The organism is Shewanella subflava, from assembly GCF_025971955.1.
Lineage (GTDB): Bacteria > Pseudomonadota > Gammaproteobacteria > Enterobacterales > Shewanellaceae > Shewanella > Shewanella subflava.
The window spans coordinates 123,349-145,967 of sequence record NZ_JAPDMX010000024.1; the positions used below are offsets into that span (position 1 = coordinate 123,349).

A 22,619-nucleotide genomic window follows, 5' to 3' on the forward strand; every position below is an offset into this window, starting at 1 on the left:
GGACGTGTGGTGGATCTTTGACTTCAGCATTATTACTACTTCCAACTCAAGAAGAACTTGTACAGCGTTTACAGCACACTGCGAGTTACAGTGGGCAGCTGTTGTTGTTATGTGGCCAAAGGGGTTCCGGTAAGTCGACTCTGAGTATCGCGCTTGCAAGCGCGTTAGATGATCACAATTCCGCTTTAGTCTTGTGTCCTTTGCATGCTGATGCAGCTGAAATACGTCGAAAAATTTTGGTTCAATTAATTTCATCGCCCATATTTGATGATGAAATACCTCTTATGGATACAGTGATGCGTATCCAATCAACCCTGACTAAGCCGCTACATATTATTATTGATGATGCACATTTATTGCCTAAGTCTTTGTGGGCCGAATGTATTTTATTATCACAAATGCGCTGCGCGGGTAGCAATATTGCCGTGACAATGGCGATAGATTCACAATACTTAGCTAAGGTTATGGCTGAGTTGTCTCAAGATATGCAGCAAATGTTATTGCCAATTTCCATCGAGCCGTTACCGATAGCAGAGAGAGATGGTTTATATCAAAGCCTACTTCTGCGCAGTGGCTGTACCCCATTTATTGCGCGCAATATTATTCATCAGCAACTCGAAAAACAAACAGGTACACCTGAAGAGGTTGTTGAACTGTTGAATCGTGCTATTTCTGAGCCTGAATATGCGGCAAAAATTAGCGCGAAGACGGTCAAAGTTGCTATTGTCGCTCTCAGCATGCTTATATTTGGCATTGCCGTTTATGTTTTTCTCAATAGCCCATTATTGAAACCTCGTAGTGAGTTAAGGCTAAATCAACAGCTAACAGCAACGCAACAGCAACAAAGGGATCAAGCTAATGTATTTTTAGCTCAATACGGTAAATTATTCGTTAAGCCTTTGCCAAAATCGCAGGAGCGTTTTTTTCTGTTAGAACGGGCCTCAGATCCAGTGACTACACCTGCTTTAGAACAACACGCTCTGACGGCCGAGAATAACAGTAAGATTAAGCAATCCCAGCCAATAAATAAACATGTTGCAGTATCTAACGAGTCTAAACTCAACAACGCAGTTACGATAAATTCTCAATCAGCAGTAATAGCCAAAAGTACTGAGTCAATGAGTGCCGCGGATGGTATGCAGATAAAAGAGACAAAAGCTGATAAGCCCCGAGGGTATACTTTGCAATTGGTAAGTGTGGTTGATAAGCAATCATTGGCTTCAGTTACCAGTAAATTGGTTAATGAAAACAATGTTTATATTGCCCGTTACAAGAATCGTTATGTTATTTTGTTTGGCCAATTCCCCTCGATTACAGAAGCTCAAGAACAGTCAAAAAGACTACAAGCAGAACTTGGGATGAACGAGCCATGGCTAAGAAAATGGAGCGATTTGAGTGAATACAGGATTGAACAGGAAAATCGATGATAAACGTCTGTAAACAGAGTACAATCATCAGCCTTAATTTTGGCAGCAAGTAGCTCACTTTATGACAAAAAAACATAGAGCCTTTCTAAAATGGGCGGGTGGAAAGTTTAAACTCGTTGAAGAGTTGTCTAAACATTTACCTAAGGGGCAGCGACTCGTTGAACCTTTTGTTGGTGCTGGCTCAGTTTTTTTGAATACAGATTATGACGAATACTTGTTGTGTGATATTAATCAGGATTTAATTAACCTCTATCAGATTGTGCAGCAACGACCTGATGACTATATTAGTGCAGCTAAAGCCTTGTTTGTCAGTGAGATGAATAACAAAGAAGCTTATTACCGCATTAGAGATGACTTTAACTTAAGCCGCGATCCGTTTACACGCTCAGTATACTTCTTATATTTAAATCGGTTTGGTTTTAATGGCTTGTGCCGTTATAACCGTAAAGGGGGGTTTAATGTTCCTTTTGGTTCATACAAAAAACCGTATTTCCCTGAAGCTGAAATTCGTTATTTTTCAGAAAAAGCCCAAAAGGCAACGTTTAATTGTATAGGGTATGAAGGGGCATTCGGGTTAGCCAAAGAAGGTGATGTGATTTATTGCGATCCACCTTATGCACCTTTATCGACAACAGCAAGCTTTACCACTTATGCCGGACCGGGTTTTAGTCTCGATGATCAAGCATTATTAGCGCGCCATTCACGTCATACCGCCCATAAGCGCAATATTCCTGTGTTGATCAGTAATCACGATATTCCACTGACGCGAGAATTGTATCGAGGGGCGAAGTTAGCCACGATAGCGGTTCAACGCAATATCAGTCAAAAAGGTTCATCGCGAAATAAAGTCGATGAAATTATGGCGTTATACGATCACCATTATTTTGATGATGAAGTTTATTGAAATTAGGGCTAACTCAGCACGTGATTGACAATGGCCACAAGTGTTAGCACCATGACAATTGTTAGCATTATCCCCATTAGGATGAAAGGAACGGGTGATGTGGTGTTAAAATCTCGTTGGCGATTCTTTTCTGTTTGCACACCCAAAAATGCCGCTATCGTGCTACTCAATACCCGCCAGAAAGACAAGTTTAAATCTGCTCAGCGTTTTTAGAGGTCGGCATATCTGTAATCGGCTTATCTTTGTGCCCATAAAGCAGTTCAATTAAATCAATAAAGTGAAATTGACTTGAGCGACTGTTACCTGTTATCCAATTTTTCCAACTGACATCGTGTTCTTGAACTGCACAGCGGTTATTTGGATGACTGCTAGGTAAGCTGCTATTGTAATTGACGTTTGCATCACAGACACAGGCTTTAGTTGATGATGTCTCAGTGGCCGATGAAAATGAAAAGCTGGTTAACACAATCAAAGATGATGTTGTCACAGTGGCCATGATCGCTTTCAATGGCTGAGTGCTAAAGTATGACAATAAACGATTTGGACGCAGTTCCATATAGGGGATCCTTTCCATTAATAACGTCAGTATCTGAGTGAATACTTTTCGCTTTATCTTCATCAACATTTGATATAACAATATGTTAGCCATTGTTATGCAAAATAAATGTGCTGATTTGACTAAACAAGATATAAAACTTTCTCGATTATATCAAAATAGTATAGTTTATGAACACCTAAAGCTCATTTATTTTCAAAATCAAACTTCTGATATGCCCTTGGGCATTTTTTCATGGTTTGACTAGAGCCGAGCTGTTTCAAAGGGTAAACTACTGCCACATCCATTTTGCTGCGAGACCATGATGCAACCTTATTTAATTGCTCCATCAATTTTATCTGCTGACTTTGCCCGCTTAGGTGACGATGTTAAAGCTGTACTCGATGCCGGTGCCGATGTCGTTCATTTTGACGTAATGGACAATCATTACGTGCCTAATCTCACTATCGGCCCAATGGTTTGTACGGCGCTACGTAATTATGGGATCACTGCCGATATTGATGTGCATTTAATGGTCAAACCGGTAGATAGAATTATTCCCGATTTTGCTAAAGCGGGCGCATCGATTATTACTTTTCACCCAGAAGCGTCTGAGCATGTTGATCGTACACTACAATTAATTAAAGAATCTGGTTGTAAAGCAGGCTTGGTCTTTAATCCTGCAACACCATTGCATTATTTAGATCACGTCATGGATAAATTAGATGTCATTTTATTGATGTCAGTCAACCCAGGGTTTGGTGGTCAATCGTTTATTCCTTCAACCTTGGATAAATTGCGTTTAGTACGTGAGCGTATTGACGCGAGTGGTTACAATATTCGTCTTGAAGTCGACGGTGGTGTAAAGGTTGATAATATTGCAGAAATCGCTGCAGCAGGTGCTGACATGTTTGTTGCGGGATCGGCCATTTTTAATCAACCTGATTATAAAACTGTGATCGATGAGATGCGCAGTGAGTTAGCAAAAGTATAATCTATAACGTTAACCTCATTAGTAGTAGATAGTAGCCAGCCCATGACAAATTTTGATCAAATACGTGCCATCGCTTTTGATTTAGATGGCACTTTAGTTGACAGTGTGCCCGATTTAGCTGCCGCAACCAATGCAACCTTACTTGAGTTGGATTTACCGCAAGCAAGTGAAGATCAGGTAAGAGGCTGGGTTGGCAATGGCGCTAAAATGCTCATGCGTCGAGCGCTGAGTTTTGCTCGGGGAAGTGAGGTTGATGAAACGCTATTAACAGAAACTATGCCTAAATTTATGCATCACTATGGTTTGTTTCTGGAAAAACATAGCTGTTTATATCCTAATGTTTTATCGACCTTAACGGCTTTAAAGCAGGCAGGTTATCGATTAGCGGTGGTCACCAATAAACCTTACCGTTTTACCATTCCGTTATTAGAAGCCTTTGGCTTATCGGATTTATTTGATCATGTTCTTGGCGGTGATTCATTGACCAAAATGAAACCAGATCCTTTGCCGTTAAATCATCTTTTACAGCAATGGCAAATTGCACCGCAACAGTTATTGATGATAGGCGACTCTAAGAATGATATCTTAGCGGCTAAATCTGCCAATGTAGCAGTTATCGGCTTAACCTACGGCTATAACTATGGTGAGCCTATTGGTTTAAGTCAACCGAATGAAGTGTGTGATGACTTTGGCCAAATTGGTCAGTTTTTACTTTCTAAATAATTTTAAAATACAGTAATTGGAGCAACAAAACCCATGACTAAACCCATTGTTTTCAGCGGAGCACAGCCATCAGGCGAGTTAACCATAGGTAATTATATGGGCGCGCTACGCCAGTGGGTGGCAATGCAAGACACGCATGACTGTATATACTGTGTGGTTGATTTGCATGCTATTACTGTTCGTCAAGACCCAGCAAAACTGCGTGAAGCGTGTCTTGATACCCTCGCGCTGTATTTAGCCTGTGGTGTTGACCCAGATAAAAGCACTGTGTTTGTGCAATCACATGTACCGCAACACACTCAATTAAGCTGGGCATTAAACTGTTATACCCAAATGGGTGAGCTGAATCGGATGACTCAGTTTAAAGACAAATCACAAAAGCACGCTAATAATATTAACGTGGGATTATTTGGTTACCCTGTTTTAATGGCGGCTGATATTTTGTTATATCAAGCGCAATCAGTTCCCGTTGGTCAAGACCAAATGCAGCATCTTGAGCTGACCCGTGACATTGCCACACGTTTTAATAATGCTTATGGTGATACCTTTACCGTGCCTCAGGCATTTATTCCAGAACACGGCGCTAAAGTCATGTCATTACAAGACCCGTTGAAGAAAATGTCCAAGTCTGATGACAACCGCAATAACGTGATTGGTTTGTTAGAAGAGCCTAAAGCTATTCTTAAGAAAGTGAAAAAAGCCATGACTGACAGCGACGAGCCGCCAGTGGTTCGTTTTGACTTTGATAACAAGCCAGGCGTGTCTAATTTATTAAGCTTAATGTCTGGTGCGACCGGTAAATCTATTGCTAGCTTAGAAGTTGAGTTTGAAGGCAAAATGTATGGTCATTTGAAAGTGGCGACAGGCGAAGCGGTTGTCGCTATGCTTGAGCCGTTACAGGAGCGTTTTAAGCAGTATCGGGCGGATGAAGCTTATCTTGAACAAGTGATGAAGCAAGGTGCGGACAAAGCCAAAGCTCGCGCACAAGAAACTATTGATTTAGTTTATAAAAAGATTGGTATGATTGTTTAAAAACTTAATATTTTTAGCTTAAAAACCAGTATCAATCGATACTGGTTTTTTTATCTTCTTTAGTTTGCTGCAGCAGCCATTCAATAAACGCGGCAATGCCGGGTTGGGTCTTTTTTCGGTGTTTACACAAAAAATTAAACCTAAAATCTGTAAATACTGGAGGTAAATCAAGTGCCACTAAACGACCGGATCTTATATCCGACTCGACCATAAAGTCAGATGCTAATGCAATACCTTGTCCGGCATTAGCCGCTTCGATAGCCAGTAATACGTGACTAAAAACATGCCTTTGCTGAGCTCGATTAAAATGCCATTGATTGTGCAGCCCCCAAAAATCCCAATCAAGACCCAAGCCAGGTTCATCGACCGCCAGCAATGATTGTTTTTCAAACCAATTGGCGTTTAACGCCCCCTGTTGCTGAAGTAACTCAGGGCTACAAACCGGAATTAACCGCTCATTATGAAGCGTCATTTGCCAAAATCCAGTTTGCTCATGCCGACCGCAGATAAACATGTCAGCAACAGAATCGCTTAGCATTGGCTCATCGGTAATCATATTAAGGCGAATATTGTATTGAGGATATTGGCGTTTAAAGTCACCTAAGCGGGGAATAAGCCATTTGATCGCAAATGAACTAAACACAGCCATTTGTAAATGTTGATTTTGCTCTCCGGTGATCCGCAAACTGACATCATTTAATTGATTAAAAATGTGCTCAAGTTCATCAAATAGGATTTGGCCTTTTTCAGTTAACTGGAATTGCTTATCCGAACGATGAAACAGTGTTTCAGCAAAGTAGTTTTCAAGCTGTTTTACCTGATGCGATACCGCACTTTGGGTGACACATAGCTCTGTTGCAGCAAGCGAAAAATTGAGGTGTCTCGCAGCAGCTTCAAATACATGTAAGCTTCTTAATGGAGGCAGTTTTCGCATAACTGAGTGGGCCTTTTGAGTGGATGGTTAGCCTTGCTTCGTTGCAGCTGAGGTTAACTATTAATTTATCTCATGCATTGAAAAAAAACATCATTATTATTCATGTTATGTGACCGCTATGATGGCGCCTTATTCAATCGTAGTGAGCAGAATATGCAGCCATCAGTCTTGTTAGGTATCGGATTATTGATTATGGGCAATGTTTTTAGTGCCCTTTATGATGTGTCAGTTAAATGGTTACCATCGAATGCAGATGCCGCCAGCTTTTTATTGATCAGGCAAGTCATGTCGGTGTTGATGATATTACCGTTATGGCTATATAGCGGTCGCCCACAAACAACCCATTATAAAATGCACCTTTTTCGCGCCAATATAGGTGCTGTGGGTGGCCTGTGTTTTATTATTGGTTTGATGTCTTTACCCCTCGCCACAGCAGGAGCCTTGTTCTTCTCTGGGCCGATAATGATTATGGTATTGGGAGCGTTATTACTTAAAGAAAAAGTGACTCCTTTGCAGTGGGTTGCGGTCTTTTTAGGGTTTATGGGCATTGTCATCCTCTTAAGACCAACGCAAATCAATTGGTTTGCTGTGTTAGTGCTGGTGAGCGCTCTGACCTTCGCGATGAGTCAGCTAACATTGAAAAAGTTGCCATCTGCTGAAAACCCATTATTAACGCTCATGTTTTATAATTTATTCAGTTTGCCGCTAGTGTGTTTGATGGTGGTGTTTTTGGGTGAAATGACAATATCTGTCGACATTATATTAGTTGCTTTAATGAGCAATATCTTTTTGCTGATATATCAGTGGTTTTGCTTTTTTGCTTATCGAAAAACACAAGCGAGTGATATTGCAATTGCCGAATATACCGGACTACTTTTTTGTGTTTTCTTTGGCTGGTTATGGTTTGATGAATGGCTAGATGGATTAAGCTGGGTCGGGGCGGGGTTGATTATTCTGCCTTCGTTAGTGTTGCCTTATATCGCATATCAATGGCGCAAATTGCAAAGTCATAAATTGGCATTAGTTAAAAAAGCACATCCCATCATTAGCGGGCAATAAAAAACAAAAGCCTCTAAAATAGAGGCTTTAATAACACTACGCGCTGTATACGCGATGATTAATCTTCTTCTTTAGGCTCAACATACTCAAATACTTTAATGACCTTACGGACACCTGCAGTATTACGGGCAATATCCACAGCGAGCTCGGCTTGACTGCGTTCAATTAAGCCAAGTAAAAATACTTCACCATTTTCAGTAATCACTTTGACACGGGTGATGTCTAAATTTTTTTCGTTTAGCATCCGCCCTTTTACTTTGGTTGTGACCCAAGTGTCATTACTGCGGGTGGTAAATGAAGTTGGATTACCAATGCGTATTTGATTATGAATTTTGCCACCAATGTTTAACTCTTGAACTGCTTTGATGGCTTTATCGCGCAGCATAGAGTTAGGAGCTTGGCCGATCATTAACACATTACTATTCATTACCACACCAGTGATATTAGTCTGGTTGCTAATGTCTTCATGTTTTGACAGCGCACTGGTGATTTCAAAATCAGCGTTAGTATCGCTTATTTGAGTAGACATACTACGCTCATCATTGGCCATTTTAGCGCCACCAACGGCGCCAACCATTACCGCTCCAGCACAACCTTGAAGTAACGCAAGTGCTGAAATGATGGCTACAAGCTTTATCATGCCTGCTCATCCTGTGGGAATAAGGTGCGATCAATGTTGTCGCATAAGCAATGAATCACCAGTAAGTGTACTTCTTGAATACGGGCTGTAACGTTTGATGGTACGCGAATTTCAACATCACCTGCGCTCATTAAGCCCGCCATCGCGCCGCCGTCTTTACCGGTTAACGCCACAATCGTCATGTCACGGCTAAGTGCCGCTTCCATTGCTTTAATCACGTTACCAGAGTTACCACTGGTTGAAATGGCTAATAAAATATCGCCAGGTTGGCCTAATGCTAAAATCTGTTTTGAAAAGATTTCGTCATAGCTATAGTCATTAGCAATCGCCGTGATGGTTGAAGTGTCACAGCTTAATGCAATGGCAGGAAGTGGTGGGCGCTCGATTTCATAGCGATTTAACAGCTCAGCAGAAAAGTGCTGTGCATCACCAGCGCTGCCACCATTACCACACGAAAGAATTTTGTTACCGCCAAGTAGACATTGCACCATCATTTCAGCAGCTTTTTCGATTGACTCAGGTAATGCTTCCGCCGCATCAATCTTAGTTTGAATCGACTCAGTGAAACTGTCTTTAATACGTTCTAACATGCAACAATCCTTACGATATAGAATTTTTACTGACGGTATGTAGATAGGATGTCATGGCCGTCATGTGTGTGTTGATATAATGCCATAAATCAATGCTGTGGTAACTATGGAAGCTTAAAAACATCCCTTAATCCAAGTTATTTGTGCGTTATTATTGGCAATAACGTCAAATCGGCAGGGAGGATGAATGCCTGCTTGTTGCAAATAAGCTTCAGCACAGCGGCGGATACGGTGGATCTGTTTGGCACCAAGTGCGTTTATCGCGCCGCCAAAAGCTTGTGACTGACGATATTTCACTTCAATGAACACTAATGTGTGTTGGTCTTGCATGATGAGGTCAATCTCGCCGAACTTATAACGCACATTGGCAGCAACAAAGGTAAGACCTTGTTGCTGCAAATACTCACGCGCCTGTTGTTCGGCAAGTTTGCCATCTATCATAATGGCGTTAATTGACCTTGCTGATATTTGCCCCAGGTTAACTGGCGATCAATCAAACCGTTCGGCTGTACTGATAATGCACCGCTGCGGCCATTAAGCTGATATCCAGGAAATGCCTGCATTTGTGCTAAGCGATTGACTAATTCAAGTGCATCATAGCCCATCACATATAAGCGTTTTTGGCTGTTATTCCAAGTACCCCATAATGATTCAACCATCCGAGTTTCATTGCTGGCCTGCATTAACCAAGGAATATCGCTAATCATGACCTTATTTAACTCTTGTGCAGATTGGTTGGACTCTTTTTCTAAGCGGCCGCGGCTAGAGGTGTAAAGTGCCACGGGTTCTGCAAAGACACTGAAGTTTACGTCTAAAAACGCTTTGAGTAATGATAAGTCCTGCGATGCTGAGATCATATAAATGGCATCAATGTCTTGGCGAGAACGAAAGTCCGCCTCCAGTTTACTGCCTAATATTTCTTTCATACGCGCAATTCTAACTTGGCTATCTTTAACGCCTAAGGCTTCTTGCACGGTTAACTTCATCTGATCGCCACGGTCGAAATAATGGATCTCAGCGTTATTCTCGGTCAAAGACAGCCATGTTTGGTTAAAGCTTTCTGCCATTCGTTTACCGATGGCATCATTACTGGTTAGCAGTAGGGGTAACTTTATGCCATCTGAAAACATTTTTCTGGCAGCATCACTGGCTTCTTGAGCTGGCGATAACGAAAAATAAAATTGGTTTTTCTTCGGTTCAAATTGCTCTAACTGATTCAAATACAGTTGAGGGATCAGTTGTTCTTTTGCCTGATTAGCACGTTGTAACTCTTCCACTTCATTTGGCAGCAATGGGCCAATGATAAAATCCGCGCCGATATCGGTTGCTTGCTGGTAAGCAGGTTGTACGCCTATTTGGCTGTCAATGAAGTGAATTGTCACGTCATTATCAAATTCAGCCATATAACTGGCTAAAATGCCCATTTTAATCGGTTCTGCAACTGCAGCCCTGGGGCCAGTTAAAGGTAGTAATACCGCAATATTTTGCGGTCTAAACGGTTTAGCGTTTAGGGCTTTTTCTAAATCAGAAGGCAATTTCATCGCACCTGGATGATGCGGGTTATTACGCTGCCACTCCCCTAAATAGCGAACTAACTGAGTCGGTTCAACGGCATAGTGCTTAGCAATATAGGCTAACTGTAACCAACCTGAAAAAACGGGGTTAGCAGGTTCACGCATAAAGGTTTGAATGGTTTCTTCTTGAAGCGGTTGTAATACCTGCCAAATAACATCATTTACCTGAGTTGATTCGGTTTTAGGCAAGTAGTTACTTAATAAGCTGAGCTGTCTAATTTGGTCAATAGGTTGTTGCAGCGACTTATACAGACGCGCCTTGTATTGATGGTAAGTGGCCATCTGCCAGCGAGGTAGTTGCCAATGCGGTGGATATTGCAATTGGTTCAGCGCGGCTTGCTTATTTTGTACTTTTTCAGCAATGCGGGCATTCAAATAAATATGCTCAGCTTGAATGGTCGGTACCTTCACCATGCTTTTTTGCATTGACGCAAGTATGTTGCTAGCAGCGCTATAATTACCGTCATTGATGTATGCGTGTGCCGCGAGTAAAAGGTAGCGGTCACGTTTTTCTGGCAGGCTGCTTTTGCTGGCCTCAGATAAATAAGTGCTAGCCGGTTGCTCAACCGACACTAAAGACGTGTTCACAATGGTGTCGGGATCAGTGGTTTTAGTCGTCGCACAACCAATCAATAATGTTGATAGTGTCAGTGCCGATAGAAATTTAATTGAAATCAGTCTTTTTAACACAGGGCTTCACTCTGGTAAGATATTGGCTTTAGTTTAACCTGCTCTTACGCTGGGCGAAAGTCTTGCACAAAGAGTTTATTGAGGTAGTTATGGATCAAGCCGCAGCACTGTATATTGTGCCCACACCCATTGGCAATTTAGCGGATATCAGTAGCCGTGCAATTGAAGTGCTAAATCAAGTCAGCTTGATTGCCTGTGAAGACACTCGCCACAGCGGCAAGTTGTTAAGCCATTTTGGTATAGAAACCCGCAAAACAGCACTTCATGACCATAACGAACGTGACAGAGCGCAATGGATAATTCAAAAACTGACTAACGGTGAATCCGTTGCGCTGATATCTGATGCTGGCACGCCACTCATTTCAGATCCGGGCTATCATTTGGTTAAACAGGTACGTGAAGCGGGGTTTAGTGTGGTGCCTTTACCAGGGCCATGTGCTGCCATTACCGCGCTTAGTGCCTCTGGTTTACCTTCAGATAGATTCTCATTTGAAGGTTTTTTACCTTCAAAAGAAAAAGGCCGTATTGATAAATTGTTAGCCTTAAAAGAAGATCCCAGAACGTTAATTTTTTATGAATCACCGCATCGCATCGTACATAGCTTAGAATCGATTGTTGCCACTTTAGGGGCTGACCGTGAAATTGTCATGGCCCGTGAAGTCACCAAAACCTTTGAAACGTTTTTATCTGGCCCTGCAGCAGATGTTTTGCAACAGGTTAAAGATGACTTGAATCAGCAAAAAGGTGAAATCGTGTTGATGTGCCATGGTCACAGAACCGATAGCGAGTCAGACATTCCAGCGGTAGTGGTCAATACATTAAAGCTGTTATGCCAAGAGCTTCCTCTGAAAAAAGCGTCAGCCTTGGCGGGTGAAATTCACGGCATTAAAAAGAATGCACTTTACAAATATGGTTTGGAAATCGGCCTGTAGGCTAAACACCATCGGTTTACGGTAAAGTCACATTTTAGATGGTGTGTTGCATTCGCTTACGCTATAATCCGCGCCGAGTTGGCCAGACAGTTGCCGCGTACGCAAGTACGGGGAGGAAAGTCCGGGCTTCAAAGAGCAGGGTACCAGGTAACGCCTGGGCGGTGTGAACCGACGACAAGTGCAACAGAGAGAAGACCGCCAATCTTCGGATTGGTAAGGGTGAAAGGGTGCGGTAAGAGCGCACCGTGCGGCTAGTAATAGTCCGTAGCAAGGTAAACTCTACCCGAAGCAAGACCAAATAGGGTCCCTTATGGCGCTGCTCGCGTTGGGACCGGGTAGGTCGCTTGAGCCTGTGAGCGATTGCAGGCCTAGATGAATAACTGTCCACGACAGGACCCGGCTTATCGGCCAACTCACCCTCTTTATAGCAAAAGGCCTCACAGCGATGTGAGGCCTTTTGGTTTCTATTTTGCACTCACGCTTTGAATATACTGAAGCGTAAGCTGTATCAGTTTAGCCAGCCTCTTACTATGTTGTATTCTATTTTTGAAATCACAATGTTTTTTTATTGTTACTTATTCGGCTGGCGAAATCTTGCTGACTAGTCCAGAATCATAACTCTATGATTTTAAGAAATTAGGCGATTATGGATTTGTCTTTGGGGTTCAAGAAAGCAGCTAAATTAGGCTCCAGTGTGTTGCTTATTGGCTTAGTCATTAGTGCTGCGTTAACTTGGTGGGTGAACGAAAGCAATCAACTATCGATTAATAAAGCATTGCAGGAGACGTCAGAGCAAATTAGTCATAACGTGTTGGAACGGATTACGCTTTATCAATATGGGCTACGCGGTGTTCGGGGGATGGTTGTTACTGCAGGTGAGCATCATGTTTCCCGTGAAGGGTTTGTGCGTTACAGCTTAACCCGTGAGGTCGATAAAGAGTTTCCTGGTGCGCGTGGATTTGGTTTTATTCGCAGGGTTTTACCAGATCAAGAAGCCGATTTTATTAGCAAATCCCAGCAAGATGGCTGGCCTGTTTTTGCCATTCGCCAGCTAGCTCCCCATGATGACGAGCGATATGTTATTCAATATATTGAACCTGTAGAACGTAACTATTCTGCAGTGGGTTTAGATATTGGGTCAGAACAGCAGCGCCGTGATGCCGCCGATGCCGCGATGTTATCGGGTGAGGTAAGGTTGTCTGGGCCTATTACGTTAGTGCAAGCAACCGGCAAACCTTTGCAATCCTTTTTGATTTTAATGCCCATTTACCGCAGTGGTTCAACACCCTCTACCACTGAATCTCGTCAAGCAGAGGCATTTGGCTGGAGTTATGCTCCTCTGGTCACTAATGAGATTTTAATTGGATTAGATTTAAATCAAAAAACAACTAAGTTGCAGCTTACTGATATTACCCAGCTGAATAATCCAATCCCATTTTACGAAACCGATGCCGAAGATACTCATATTCATTCCTCGTATCAATACATCATTAATGAAGAGGTGTTCGGCCGCAAATGGCAATTTAAAATCACCGCTTATCCTGAATTTATTAAAGAACTACACCTTAATCGTCCAAGTTTAATTTTTTCCTACACCGCAGTATTCAGTCTTTTATTGGCCGCATTAACCTCGTTATGGTCTTTAGGTATACAACGTAAACAACAGATGCTAGCTGAACAAGCGCGACGCGCTAACATGCTAGAGCATTCGCTTGATGGCATCATTAGTTATGATTTGGATGGCAAGATCACCAGTTGGAACAAAGGGGCTGAATTACTGTTTGGTTATAGTGAAGCTGAAGCGATTGGTTCAGAAAGTGCAACACTGATTGTTCCTAAAGACAAAGTATCCTATGAAAAAGCCTCTTTTCGTAAAGTGCTAATAGGCGAAACTGTTTTAAATCAAGTGTCTAAGCATCAATGTAAGGATGGTAAATTAGTCTCTACCTCGATGACAGCTTTGCCCATTATCGATGGGCAAGGGGATATTGTGGGTATTAGCCAAACGCTTCGTGATATCACGGCACAAAAGGATGCTGAATTACGCATTATTAAATCAAATGAAAGTTTAGAGCTGAAGGTTGCAGAACGAACCACTGAATTATTGCAAGCGATTTCAGAAAATAAAGCTTTACTGAAATCGATTAACAATCAACTTGTGTCAACGGTTACCGATACCGACGGGATAATTCTAGAGGTAAATGACTACTTTTGCCGAATGAGTGGTTACTCACGTGAAGAGCTCATAGGTAAAAATCATTCTATTTTAAAGTCCGGTGAACATGATGGTATTTTTTGGCAACAGATGTGGACTCAAATTAAATCAGGCGAGTCGTGGCATGGTGAAATTTGTAATCGCGATAAGCTAGGTAATATTCATTGGTTTGACACTGTCATAGGTCCCGTTATGGATGACAAAGGCAACATTGAACGATTTATTGCCTTGAGTACTGATATTACAGACCGTAAGTTTACTCAGATTGAGAAAGCGCAACTGAGCTCGTTGTTGTCGAGTGTACTGGATGCCGCTTCTGAAATGTCAATTATTGCTACGGATGAAAAGGGTATTATCACCATTTTTAATCGCGGTGCAGAGTTGTTATTGGGTTACGAAGCCAGTGAGCTAGTGGGTATCACTAGCCCAGCCTGTTTGCATTTACTTGACGAAGTGCAGAGCAGAGCATTAGAGCTCTCAGCCGAATACGGGGTAAGCATCGAGGGATTTGATACGTTTGTTTATAAAGCAAAAACCGAAGGCCCTGAAACACGCAATTGGACTTATGTACGTAAAGATGGCACACAGTGCCAAGTTTCTTTATCGGTCACGGCCATGCGCGATAACGAAGGTAACATATTAGGTTATTTAGGTATTGGGGTCGATATCACCCAAATGTTAATGCAGCAAGAAGCACTACTAACAGCCAGTAATCATCTGAGTAAGGCCTCTGATGTTGCCAAACTTGGGATTTGGACCTTTAACATACAAGACAATAGTTTAGAGTGGAATGATCGTATGTTTGCCATCTACGATCAGCCATTAACATTGCGCGATGAAGGCTTGGAATATCGACACTGGCAAATGAAAATTCATCCTGAAGATATCGAGATGGCAGAGCAAAAACTGCAAGATGCCATAGCGGGTCATAGCACCTATGATCTGGTCTTTAGAGTCTTAAGGGCAGATGGCGGCATTCGCTATGTGCAGGCTGCGGCGCAAATTGAGCGAGACAAACACGGTAATGCGCTAAGAGTGATAGGCATTAACCTTGATGTGACAGAGCAACGTGAAATTGAGGCGACTCTTCGTGGTGCTAAGCAACAGGCCGATGAAGCGAATGCGGCCAAATCAGCATTTTTAGCCAATATGAGCCATGAAATTCGTACCCCGATGAATGCGGTACTGGGCATGTTGCAATTGATGCTTCACACCACCATGTCAGCACAGCAACAGGATTATATTACTAAAACCCAAACCGCGGCGAAATCCTTATTAGGTTTGTTAAACGATATTCTCGATTTTTCTAAAATTGAAGCGGGTAAGTTACTGTTAGATCCACAACCTTGCGAAATAGAAATGCTAATGCGCGATCTTGCCGTGGTATTGTCGGGCAATTTAGGTAACCGAGATGTGGAAGTGATCTTTAATCTTGACCCTAACATTCCATCTTGTTTACTTATCGATAAACTTCGATTACAACAAGTACTCATTAATCTGGCAGGTAATGCGCTTAAATTTACCCACAGTGGGCAGGTGATTGTTGGCATTGACTGTTCAGACGTTACCGAACACACCAGAAACTTGCGCTTTTCTATCACAGATACTGGCATAGGTATCAGTGAAGAACAAATAGGGCGTATTTTTACCGGCTTTGAGCAAGCTGAATCGTCAACTTCCAGACGTTTTGGCGGCACAGGGTTAGGGCTTGCTATTAGCAAGCGTTTAGTCGAGTTAATGGGGGGCGAGTTACTTGTTCGAAGTGAGTTAGGCCAAGGTAGCTGTTTCTGGTTTGATTTGGTATTACCTGCATTACCTACCACAACAGCAGTGGACTTTGATATTCAAGGTAAACGCATTTTAGTGGTAGATGATAACCGCATAACCACTGATATTGTGGCAAAAATATTGTTAGATTTTGGTTGTGAAGTGGTGTGTGCTTATAGCGGTGCAGAGGCAATAGCGCAATATAAACAATCAATTAGCATGCAAGTGCCGTTTGATATTGTGCTAATGGATTGGAATATGCCAGAACTCAATGGCGTTGAAACAGCGCAGCAGTTACAACAGGCTGCTTTAGCACAACACACAGCAACCCCTGCAGTGATTATGTTAACAGCTTATAGTGAAGAAATATTAAATAACCCTCTTGCCGATGGCCCCTCTCCCTTTGTACATTTTTTAACAAAACCTGTGACATCGCAATTATTGGCAGAGTCCATTAGTCAGGTACTTACAGGCAAGGTCGCCTCGACACCCGTGCAAATACAGTCACAAAAGCGTTTACAAGGTTTAACCATATTAGTCGTGGAAGATAATCAGCTAAATAGGCAGGTTGTTGACGAGTTATTAACCCTTGAAGGAGCTAAAGTGGTACTGGCAAAAGGGGGCATAGAGGGGGTTGCTTTTGTCACCCAGAGCCAACAGATATTTGATATTGTGATTATGGATGTGCAGATGCCTGATATGGATGGGCTTGAAGCAACACGCCTGATTCGATCTGATAACCGTTTTGAGCGATTACCAATCCTTGCTATGACAGCGAATGCATCTCAATCCGATAGGCTTGATTGTATTGCTGCTGGTATGAACGATCATATCGGTAAGCCAATTGATATGCCGAAACTTATCCCAAGTATACTGACGTTGGTGGGGCGAACATTTAATCATGCTGAGTATGATAATACCGTGGTTGAAGTTGACAGTTTAGTGGCTTCGCCCGCTAAAGATGAGTCGTTATTTGATAGCCTAGCACAAACCCTTAGTCGTTTTGGTGGTAATGAAGCCTTTTTCAAAAAGATGGCCTCTGAATTTGAGGTTGAATTAAACAAGCAATTGCAGCCGTTTTATAATGCCGTTGCCCAGAAAGACATGGCAAAAATCGCCGCAATAAGTCATGGGCTTAAAGGATTTTCAAGTAACTTTGGCGCTAAGGCGTTGGCTAACTTAGCTGCGCACATAGAGGCCCAATGTCAGCAAGGTGAGCCCGATACACAGCAATTGATGCAGTGGGCCGATAGTTTGCGTCTGTTAGCGCAACAAAGCGTGCTTTATCTTGCCGAGTATATCGCTGAATCAGCACATGATGATGAAGGCGATAGCGCTTCACATCCTCAACACGCTGTAAGTGGCACAAGCAATGAAACAATCATATTATTAAAAAAGATGTTGCAGCAAAGTAATCTTGGCGCGATGACAATGATTGAAGATGCAGCCAGTGTTTTGTCTTATCATCCACGTTGGCCAGAATTATATTCATTTGTTCAAGCGCTAGAATTTGATAAAGCGTTAGAGGTACTCACTATGATTGAAACGGAGGTGAGTTAATGTTGCAAGCTCAAATATTGGATTTGACCGATGATGTCAAAGGGAAAATTTTGCTGGTGGATGATCAACCTACCAACATCAAAATTTTACACCAATTGTTTAATCAAGATTTTGACATGTATATGTCAACCACAGGCGAGCAGGCGCTTGATGTGTGTAAAAAAGTGAAGCCTGATGTTGTGTTATTGGATATTGAAATGCCAGGTATGAGCGGCTTTGAGGTATGTGAAATACTCAAGTCAGATCCACAGACGGCGAATACTGCGATTATTTTTATCACAGCCCATTTTGACGAAGAGCAAGAAGTAAAAGGATTTCAATTAGGCGCAGTCGATTTTATTCATAAACCAATCAACAGTATTATTACCACCGCAAGGGTGCAAAACCAGTTTTTGTTAAAGCGACATTCTGATTTGCTAAGGGCTATTGCGCTTCAGGATAGTTTGACCGGAGTGGCCAATCGACGTCAGTTTGAACGTTGTTTACCTGATGCGTGGCGTCATTGTATTCGTCATCTTCAACCCATGTCTTTGGTGATGTTGGATGTCGATTTTTTTAAACGCTATAACGATAAATATGGTCATCAACAAGGCGATGATTGTCTGCGCTTAGTTGCACAAGCGATAAGTGACGTTGCGGGACGCCCATATGATCTTGTTGCGCGCTATGGTGGCGAAGAGTTTGTGTGCATTTTACCAGACACTAACCTTGATGGTGCTTTATCCATAGCCGAAAAAATGATTGTTGCGGTGCAGAATTTAGCTATTGAACATGCTGATTCCACTATCTCAGATTCAGTGACCATCAGTGCAGGTGTGTCGACCCTTTTTCCTAAGCTTGATTCTTCATGGGAACATGCATTGAATGAAGCCGATAAACAGCTTTATTTGGCTAAAAAAGGCGGCAGAAATCAGGTGAAAGGCTCCTCATTGTAAAGGGGGATTGTTTGTGTGGCCTTAGTCCCAATCTGCATTACAATCATATTGAGGTTTGCTGATAAAGCTTGAGCAATCTCAGCAAAGCTAAACTCTAGTTAAGCTAAACATGACTCAACCAAACATAAAAACCTCTCCTTGAGCTGAAGCAAGGAGAGGCATCACGGCCTTTAGGCTGGAGGCTCTAAATCAATTACTTATGTCCCCAAGGTGTTGGCGGTAATGCGACGGGTTTGCTCAAGTCAAAGTCGACTCTAAAGTCACGCGATTCGCGAGTTAAGCGGTAAGTAAAGGTGTTTGGCTCAATGTACATATGCCATACATTAGTCACTGATTGGTCTAGACCATTTGCTTTAAAGTTAGCAATCGACTGGGCATCAACCGGAAACGACTGCTGGGTAACAGTACCAGAATCTGCAGTGTCGCCACCGTACATTGTGACTTTATCTTCTGTGCCATCTTGATGGCGATGATCATGCTTTAAGCGTAAACCGTTATCCGTTTTGGTGATGATCCAAGTACGCGAGTGATCATCGCCCACGTGAAAAGGCACTTTTAATTCAGTATCGCTGCATTCTCGTACATGCATAATAAGCTTTTTGCCGCTAAAGCCATCATCGGCACTATTGCCTGCGGTGACCACACCCTCATAAGCGTTCCCACAATGGGCAGCTAACGCATCAAAGTATTGGTTTTGAATCGCATCTGCCGCCAGACTTGACACTGATAAAAATGAGCTGGCGAGTAATGATACAGATATAGTGGTTTTGATAGGAGTTATTGTCATTATTATGCCTATTAAAATGAATAAGGCTGGCAACCATAGCAGTGTTTTTTGAATTGAACCTGAAAAAGTCCTTCCAACAAAGACGTTTGAACCATTGAGATTAGGCCGATATTCAAGTCATAAAAAAACCGTGCACCTAAATAGCACGGCTTTTATTATTCAAACAGCCTTAATAAGATAGCTTAACGCTTGTGCTTTGACGGTGTCGCCCAGCCCTTTGTCTTACCAGAACCACCTTTAGTGCTTATAGGTTTACGAGATGGCTGACTCTGATCCTGACTCGCATTAAACTTAGAAGCAGGCTTAGACTTAGCTTTAGTTTTACCTGCAGCCTTATCGTCACCTTTTCGGTCATCGAATTGATTTGACGAGAAACGTGTCATTGCTTTTTGACCCGTTTGCGTGCCCGCCGCAGCCTTTGGCTTTTGTCCCCACTTAGGACGATTTTGCTCATTACGGGTTTCAGGTGGTACTAGGCAATGCGGACTATTACCAATGAGTGACTCTTTGCCCATCGCAATTAATGCCTCACGGATCATCGGCCAACCGGCAGGATCGTGATAACGTAACAAGAATTTATGCAATTTACGTTGGCGGCCTTTTTTAGGCACGCTGACTTGCTCACTGGTGTGCTTGACGTTTTTGAGTGAATTCAGTTCAGTGTGATAAATCGTGGTCGCATTTGCCATGGGTGAGGGATAAAAGTTTTGTACTTGATCTAATTTGAATTTTTGACCTTTTAGCCATAATGCCAAATTGACCATATCTTCGTCTGTGGTACCAGGATGCGCCGAGATAAAATACGGAATTAAAAATTGCTCTTTACCCGCTTCTTTAGAGAACTTATCAAACAATTCTTTAAACTTGTCGTAAGTACCCATGCCCGGCTTCATCATTTTACTTAATGGGCCTTCTTCTGTGTGCTCGGGAGCAATTTTTAAATAGCCGCCCACGTGATGCTTAGCCAATTCTTTGATGTAATCAGGGTCTTCAATGGCTAAGTCATAGCGCACGCCCGAAGCAATAAGCACTTTTTTAATGCCCGGTACATCTCGCGCCGCGCGATATAAATCAATGGTGTGTTTGTGATCTGTCCCCAAATGGCCACAAATCGAAGGATAAACACAGGATAGCCGACGACAGGTTGTTTCAGCTTTAACGCTGGTACAGCCTAGTCGGTACATGTTGGCCGTTGGGCCACCGAGATCTGAGATCACCCCAGTAAATCCAGGGACTTTGTCTTGAATGTCTTTAATTTCTTTAATAATTGATTCTTGTGAGCGACTTTGAATAATCCGCCCTTCATGCTCTGTAATCGAACAGAATGAACATCCACCGAAACACCCTCGCATAATGTTAATCGAGGTTTTGATCATGTCATATGCAGGGATTTTTTCTTTGCCATAGCTAGGATGCGGCACCCGCTGGTACGGCAAGTCAAATACGGCATCCATTTCGTCGGTATTTAATGGCCATGCAGGCGGATTAACCCAGACACCCCGGTTAGCATCGTGGGGTTGAAAAAGCGCTCTGGCACAACCGGGGTTTTGCTCTTGATGCAAAATGCGTGAAGCATGGGCATATAGGTATTTATCACCCGCGACTTTGTCGTAAGCTGGCAATAACACATAGGTTTTTTCCCACGGTTTAGGTCGAGGAGGTTGGATGCTGATCGCTTTTGGCGCATCGTTATCAAAAATTTTCTTATCGCTTGGGCCTGATAGTTTTTCACAGCCGACATCATCAGCGCCATAGGGATTAGGAATAGGATCAATTTTATGCAGCTGATCTATTTTACGGGAGTCCATACCACGCCAACCAGGCATGGCCTCTTTGCGCATTACTGCAGTACCGCGAACATCATCAATGTTGCTAATCGCTTCCCCACTAGCAATACGACGAGCCACTTCCATTAACGGACGTTCAGCATTGCCATAAACTAAAATATCCGCTTTGGCGTCAAAAATAACACTGCGACGCACTTTATCTGACCAATAATCATAGTGGGCGATACGGCGTAAGCTGGCTTCAATACCACCGATGACCACTGGCACATCTTTGAATGCTTCTTTACAACGTTGCGTATACACAGTGACGGCTCGGTCCGGCCGCTTACCACCAACGTCGCCTGCGGTATAAGCATCGTCATGACGTAATTTACGATCCGCGGTATAACGGTTGATCATCGAATCCATGTTGCCAGCGGTAACCCCAAAAAACAGATTGGGCCTCCCCAGCTGCATAAAATCTTCTTTGCTGGACCAATCTGGCTGAGAAATAATCCCAACCCGATAACCCTGAGCTTCTAACATGCGCCCAATAACGGCCATACCAAAACTGGGGTGATCCACGTAAGCATCACCCGTTACAATGATAATGTCGCAACTATCCCATCCCAGTTTGTTCATTTCTTTGCGAGACATAGGCAGAAATGGCGCCGTGCCAAAGCTTTCGGCCCAAAACTTGGGATAACTAAATAATGTCGACTCAACTTGCATGTGTATGACCTAAAAAATGGAAAAATACGCCAATATAAGCGGACGCGGAGTATATCAGTTGGTAAGAGGTAAGTGTGACTAAAAAAACAGCAGATGTGAAATATTTTTGTCGCTCCAGTATCGACAAAACCCTTATAAAATAAGTGGAAATAGCAAAATACCACTTATTTTATGGAGTTAGGGGCAATCTTACTTTTTTGAGATGATATTCCAACTATTGGGCGAAAGAAGCTTGTATTATGCGCTTATTCAACATGAATAAGCCCGAATACTAGGCAAGAAGCTACTCACATAGCCCCTCACTAAAAGCCTAAAAAGAAACCAATATTGCTTACCGCTAGGATTAATAGAATAATCCAGGTTAATAACACCCCCCAAAAACGTCCCCAGTGATATCCGCCTTTTCCTTGAGTTAACCCAATGGCATGAATGAGCCTTGCAAACACCCAAAGGGAACCAAAACAGTGCAACAGATATGCTGGCATATTGTGGGTTTCAGCCACGGCAAGTAGGATTAATACCATAGGCGCATTTTCAACTAAATTACCGTGCACCCTGACCGCGAGCGCTAAATCTTTATGATCACCATTGCCGATCCCAACGGCATTTAAGCGGCGAAACTTAACCACTCTATAGGCAAGCGCAATAACCAATAATGCCGTTAAACTGGCGTATAAACCTGTGATAAATAATGTCATGTGTGATCCTTCATATGATTGTCACGTCATGATAACGATAAATACATATACTATTCTAGTGGAATAAATTGACGACCAATCAGCTATGGCATTAACCGTTTTCGCTTTTTCTAATGCGTTGATGC

General features: G+C 42.6%; 19 protein-coding genes and 1 other RNA gene. 10 read left to right on the plus strand and 10 right to left on the minus strand.

The features are described from left to right. The first annotated feature begins 17 nt into the window (after window positions 1-17). Together OHT75_RS09730 and OHT75_RS09735 are read left to right on the plus strand one after the other, a co-directional pair. The gene (locus OHT75_RS09730) at window positions 18-1,427 is read left to right on the plus strand and encodes an ATP-binding protein (RefSeq protein WP_264726284.1); all 1,410 of its coding nucleotides are present in this window, start codon (window positions 18-20) and stop codon (window positions 1,425-1,427) included. A 61-nt stretch (window positions 1,428-1,488) separates the two neighbouring features. Beyond that, entirely contained in the window at window positions 1,489-2,331 is an 843-nt protein-coding gene (locus tag OHT75_RS09735; RefSeq protein WP_264726285.1) for a Dam family site-specific DNA-(adenine-N6)-methyltransferase, read from the plus strand. Window positions 2,332-2,339: 8 nt separating this feature from the next. Here OHT75_RS09735 and OHT75_RS09740 read toward each other — a convergent pair whose 3' ends face one another. Both OHT75_RS09740 and OHT75_RS09745 read right to left on the minus strand, forming a co-directional pair. Further along, window positions 2,340-2,519, minus strand: coding sequence for a DUF2970 domain-containing protein (locus OHT75_RS09740; protein WP_264726286.1), 180 nt, complete (start codon window positions 2,517-2,519; stop codon window positions 2,340-2,342). A gap of 2 nt (window positions 2,520-2,521) precedes the next feature. Beyond that, entirely contained in the window at window positions 2,522-2,887 is a 366-nt protein-coding gene (locus tag OHT75_RS09745; protein WP_406682003.1) for a hypothetical protein, read from the minus strand. A 304-nt stretch (window positions 2,888-3,191) separates the two neighbouring features. Here OHT75_RS09745 and rpe point away from each other — a divergent pair, with 304 nt between their 5' ends. Genes rpe through trpS form a run of 3 tightly spaced genes read left to right on the plus strand, consistent with a single transcriptional unit; the run spans window position 3,192 to window position 5,615 of the window. Next, on the plus strand, window positions 3,192-3,860 hold the full coding sequence (gene rpe / locus OHT75_RS09750) for a ribulose-phosphate 3-epimerase (RefSeq protein WP_264726406.1): 669 nt from the start codon (window positions 3,192-3,194) through the stop codon (window positions 3,858-3,860). Between the two features lie 42 nt (window positions 3,861-3,902). Continuing rightward, entirely contained in the window at window positions 3,903-4,583 is a 681-nt protein-coding gene (locus OHT75_RS09755; RefSeq protein ID WP_264726287.1) for a phosphoglycolate phosphatase, read from the plus strand. A gap of 33 nt (window positions 4,584-4,616) precedes the next feature. Beyond that, window positions 4,617-5,615: a tryptophan--tRNA ligase gene (gene trpS, locus OHT75_RS09760; protein WP_264726288.1), complete on the plus strand. Its 999-nt coding sequence runs from the start codon at window positions 4,617-4,619 to the stop codon at window positions 5,613-5,615. 31 nt (window positions 5,616-5,646) lie between these two features. Here trpS and OHT75_RS09765 read toward each other — a convergent pair whose 3' ends face one another. Then, entirely contained in the window at window positions 5,647-6,549 is a 903-nt protein-coding gene (locus tag OHT75_RS09765; RefSeq protein WP_264726289.1) for a LysR substrate-binding domain-containing protein, read from the minus strand. Window positions 6,550-6,702: 153 nt separating this feature from the next. On the opposite strand from OHT75_RS09765, the gene OHT75_RS09770 reads away from it, so the two are divergent. Further along, window positions 6,703-7,608: a DMT family transporter gene (locus tag OHT75_RS09770; protein WP_264726290.1), complete on the plus strand. Its 906-nt coding sequence runs from the start codon at window positions 6,703-6,705 to the stop codon at window positions 7,606-7,608. A gap of 58 nt (window positions 7,609-7,666) precedes the next feature. Here the strand turns inward: OHT75_RS09770 and OHT75_RS09775 are convergent, their stop codons facing one another. The 4 genes from OHT75_RS09775 to OHT75_RS09790 form a co-directional block, all read right to left on the minus strand. Further along, a complete protein-coding gene (locus OHT75_RS09775) occupies window positions 7,667-8,248 on the minus strand; it encodes a BON domain-containing protein (protein ID WP_264726291.1) in 582 nt (193 codons plus the stop codon). Next, entirely contained in the window at window positions 8,245-8,838 is a 594-nt protein-coding gene (locus OHT75_RS09780) for a phosphoheptose isomerase (RefSeq protein WP_188842316.1), read from the minus strand. Before OHT75_RS09780 ends, OHT75_RS09775 begins: the two co-directional genes overlap by 4 nt. 114 nt (window positions 8,839-8,952) lie before the next feature. Further along, entirely contained in the window at window positions 8,953-9,279 is a 327-nt protein-coding gene (locus OHT75_RS09785; protein ID WP_264726292.1) for a YraN family protein, read from the minus strand. Next, window positions 9,276-11,102: a penicillin-binding protein activator gene (locus tag OHT75_RS09790; RefSeq protein WP_264726293.1), complete on the minus strand. Its 1,827-nt coding sequence runs from the start codon at window positions 11,100-11,102 to the stop codon at window positions 9,276-9,278. The genes OHT75_RS09785 and OHT75_RS09790 overlap by 4 nt, the downstream gene beginning before the upstream one ends. Before the next feature lie 89 nt (window positions 11,103-11,191). On the opposite strand from OHT75_RS09790, the gene rsmI reads away from it, so the two are divergent. The 4 genes from rsmI to OHT75_RS09810 all read left to right on the plus strand — a co-directional run bounded on the left by rsmI (window position 11,192) and on the right by OHT75_RS09810 (window position 18,511). Beyond that, on the plus strand, window positions 11,192-12,034 hold the full coding sequence (gene rsmI, locus OHT75_RS09795; protein ID WP_264726294.1) for a 16S rRNA (cytidine(1402)-2'-O)-methyltransferase: 843 nt from the start codon (window positions 11,192-11,194) through the stop codon (window positions 12,032-12,034). Between the two features lie 74 nt (window positions 12,035-12,108). Further along, window positions 12,109-12,454, plus strand: an RNA gene (gene rnpB / locus OHT75_RS09800) — RNase P RNA component class A. Window positions 12,455-12,680: 226 nt separating this feature from the next. After that, entirely contained in the window at window positions 12,681-17,576 is a 4,896-nt protein-coding gene (locus OHT75_RS09805) for a PAS domain-containing hybrid sensor histidine kinase/response regulator (RefSeq protein ID WP_264726295.1), read from the plus strand. Further along, a complete protein-coding gene (locus tag OHT75_RS09810) occupies window positions 17,576-18,511 on the plus strand; it encodes a diguanylate cyclase domain-containing protein (protein WP_264726296.1) in 936 nt (311 codons plus the stop codon). The genes OHT75_RS09805 and OHT75_RS09810 overlap by 1 nt, the downstream gene beginning before the upstream one ends. A gap of 193 nt (window positions 18,512-18,704) precedes the next feature. Here the strand turns inward: OHT75_RS09810 and OHT75_RS09815 are convergent, their stop codons facing one another. From OHT75_RS09815 to OHT75_RS09825, 3 genes are all read right to left on the minus strand, one after another. Continuing rightward, a complete protein-coding gene (locus OHT75_RS09815) occupies window positions 18,705-19,298 on the minus strand; it encodes a hypothetical protein (protein WP_264726297.1) in 594 nt (197 codons plus the stop codon). 182 nt (window positions 19,299-19,480) lie between these two features. Further along, the gene (locus OHT75_RS09820; RefSeq protein ID WP_264726298.1) at window positions 19,481-21,796 is read right to left on the minus strand and encodes a YgiQ family radical SAM protein; all 2,316 of its coding nucleotides are present in this window, start codon (window positions 21,794-21,796) and stop codon (window positions 19,481-19,483) included. 302 nt (window positions 21,797-22,098) lie between these two features. Continuing rightward, window positions 22,099-22,494, minus strand: a complete 396-nt coding sequence (locus OHT75_RS09825) for an MAPEG family protein (protein WP_264726299.1) — start codon at window positions 22,492-22,494, stop codon at window positions 22,099-22,101. Between the last annotated feature and the right edge of the window lie 125 nt (window positions 22,495-22,619).

Excerpts from the sequence above, each read along its gene's own strand:
- OHT75_RS09820 (WP_264726298.1), bottom strand. The coding sequence starts at position 21,796 with ATGCAAGTTGAGTCGACATTATTTAGTTATCCCAAGTTTTGGGCCGAA.
- OHT75_RS09755 (WP_264726287.1), top strand. The coding sequence starts at position 3,903 with ATGACAAATTTTGATCAAATACGTGCCATCGCTTTTGATTTAGATGGC.
- OHT75_RS09770 (WP_264726290.1), top strand. The coding sequence starts at position 6,703 with ATGCAGCCATCAGTCTTGTTAGGTATCGGATTATTGATTATGGGCAAT.
- OHT75_RS09735 (WP_264726285.1), top strand. The coding sequence starts at position 1,489 with ATGACAAAAAAACATAGAGCCTTTCTAAAATGGGCGGGTGGAAAGTTT.
- OHT75_RS09810 (WP_264726296.1), top strand. The coding sequence starts at position 17,576 with ATGTTGCAAGCTCAAATATTGGATTTGACCGATGATGTCAAAGGGAAA.
- OHT75_RS09765 (WP_264726289.1), bottom strand. The coding sequence starts at position 6,549 with ATGCGAAAACTGCCTCCATTAAGAAGCTTACATGTATTTGAAGCTGCT.
- OHT75_RS09805 (WP_264726295.1), top strand. The coding sequence starts at position 12,681 with ATGGATTTGTCTTTGGGGTTCAAGAAAGCAGCTAAATTAGGCTCCAGT.
- rsmI (WP_264726294.1), top strand. The coding sequence starts at position 11,192 with ATGGATCAAGCCGCAGCACTGTATATTGTGCCCACACCCATTGGCAAT.
- OHT75_RS09815 (WP_264726297.1), bottom strand. The coding sequence starts at position 19,298 with ATGACAATAACTCCTATCAAAACCACTATATCTGTATCATTACTCGCC.
- OHT75_RS09780 (WP_188842316.1), bottom strand. The coding sequence starts at position 8,838 with ATGTTAGAACGTATTAAAGACAGTTTCACTGAGTCGATTCAAACTAAG.
- OHT75_RS09775 (WP_264726291.1), bottom strand. The coding sequence starts at position 8,248 with ATGATAAAGCTTGTAGCCATCATTTCAGCACTTGCGTTACTTCAAGGT.
- OHT75_RS09745 (WP_406682003.1), bottom strand. The coding sequence starts at position 2,887 with ATGGAACTGCGTCCAAATCGTTTATTGTCATACTTTAGCACTCAGCCA.
- trpS (WP_264726288.1), top strand. The coding sequence starts at position 4,617 with ATGACTAAACCCATTGTTTTCAGCGGAGCACAGCCATCAGGCGAGTTA.
- OHT75_RS09785 (WP_264726292.1), bottom strand. The coding sequence starts at position 9,279 with ATGATAGATGGCAAACTTGCCGAACAACAGGCGCGTGAGTATTTGCAG.
- OHT75_RS09825 (WP_264726299.1), bottom strand. The coding sequence starts at position 22,494 with ATGACATTATTTATCACAGGTTTATACGCCAGTTTAACGGCATTATTG.
- rpe (WP_264726406.1), top strand. The coding sequence starts at position 3,192 with ATGCAACCTTATTTAATTGCTCCATCAATTTTATCTGCTGACTTTGCC.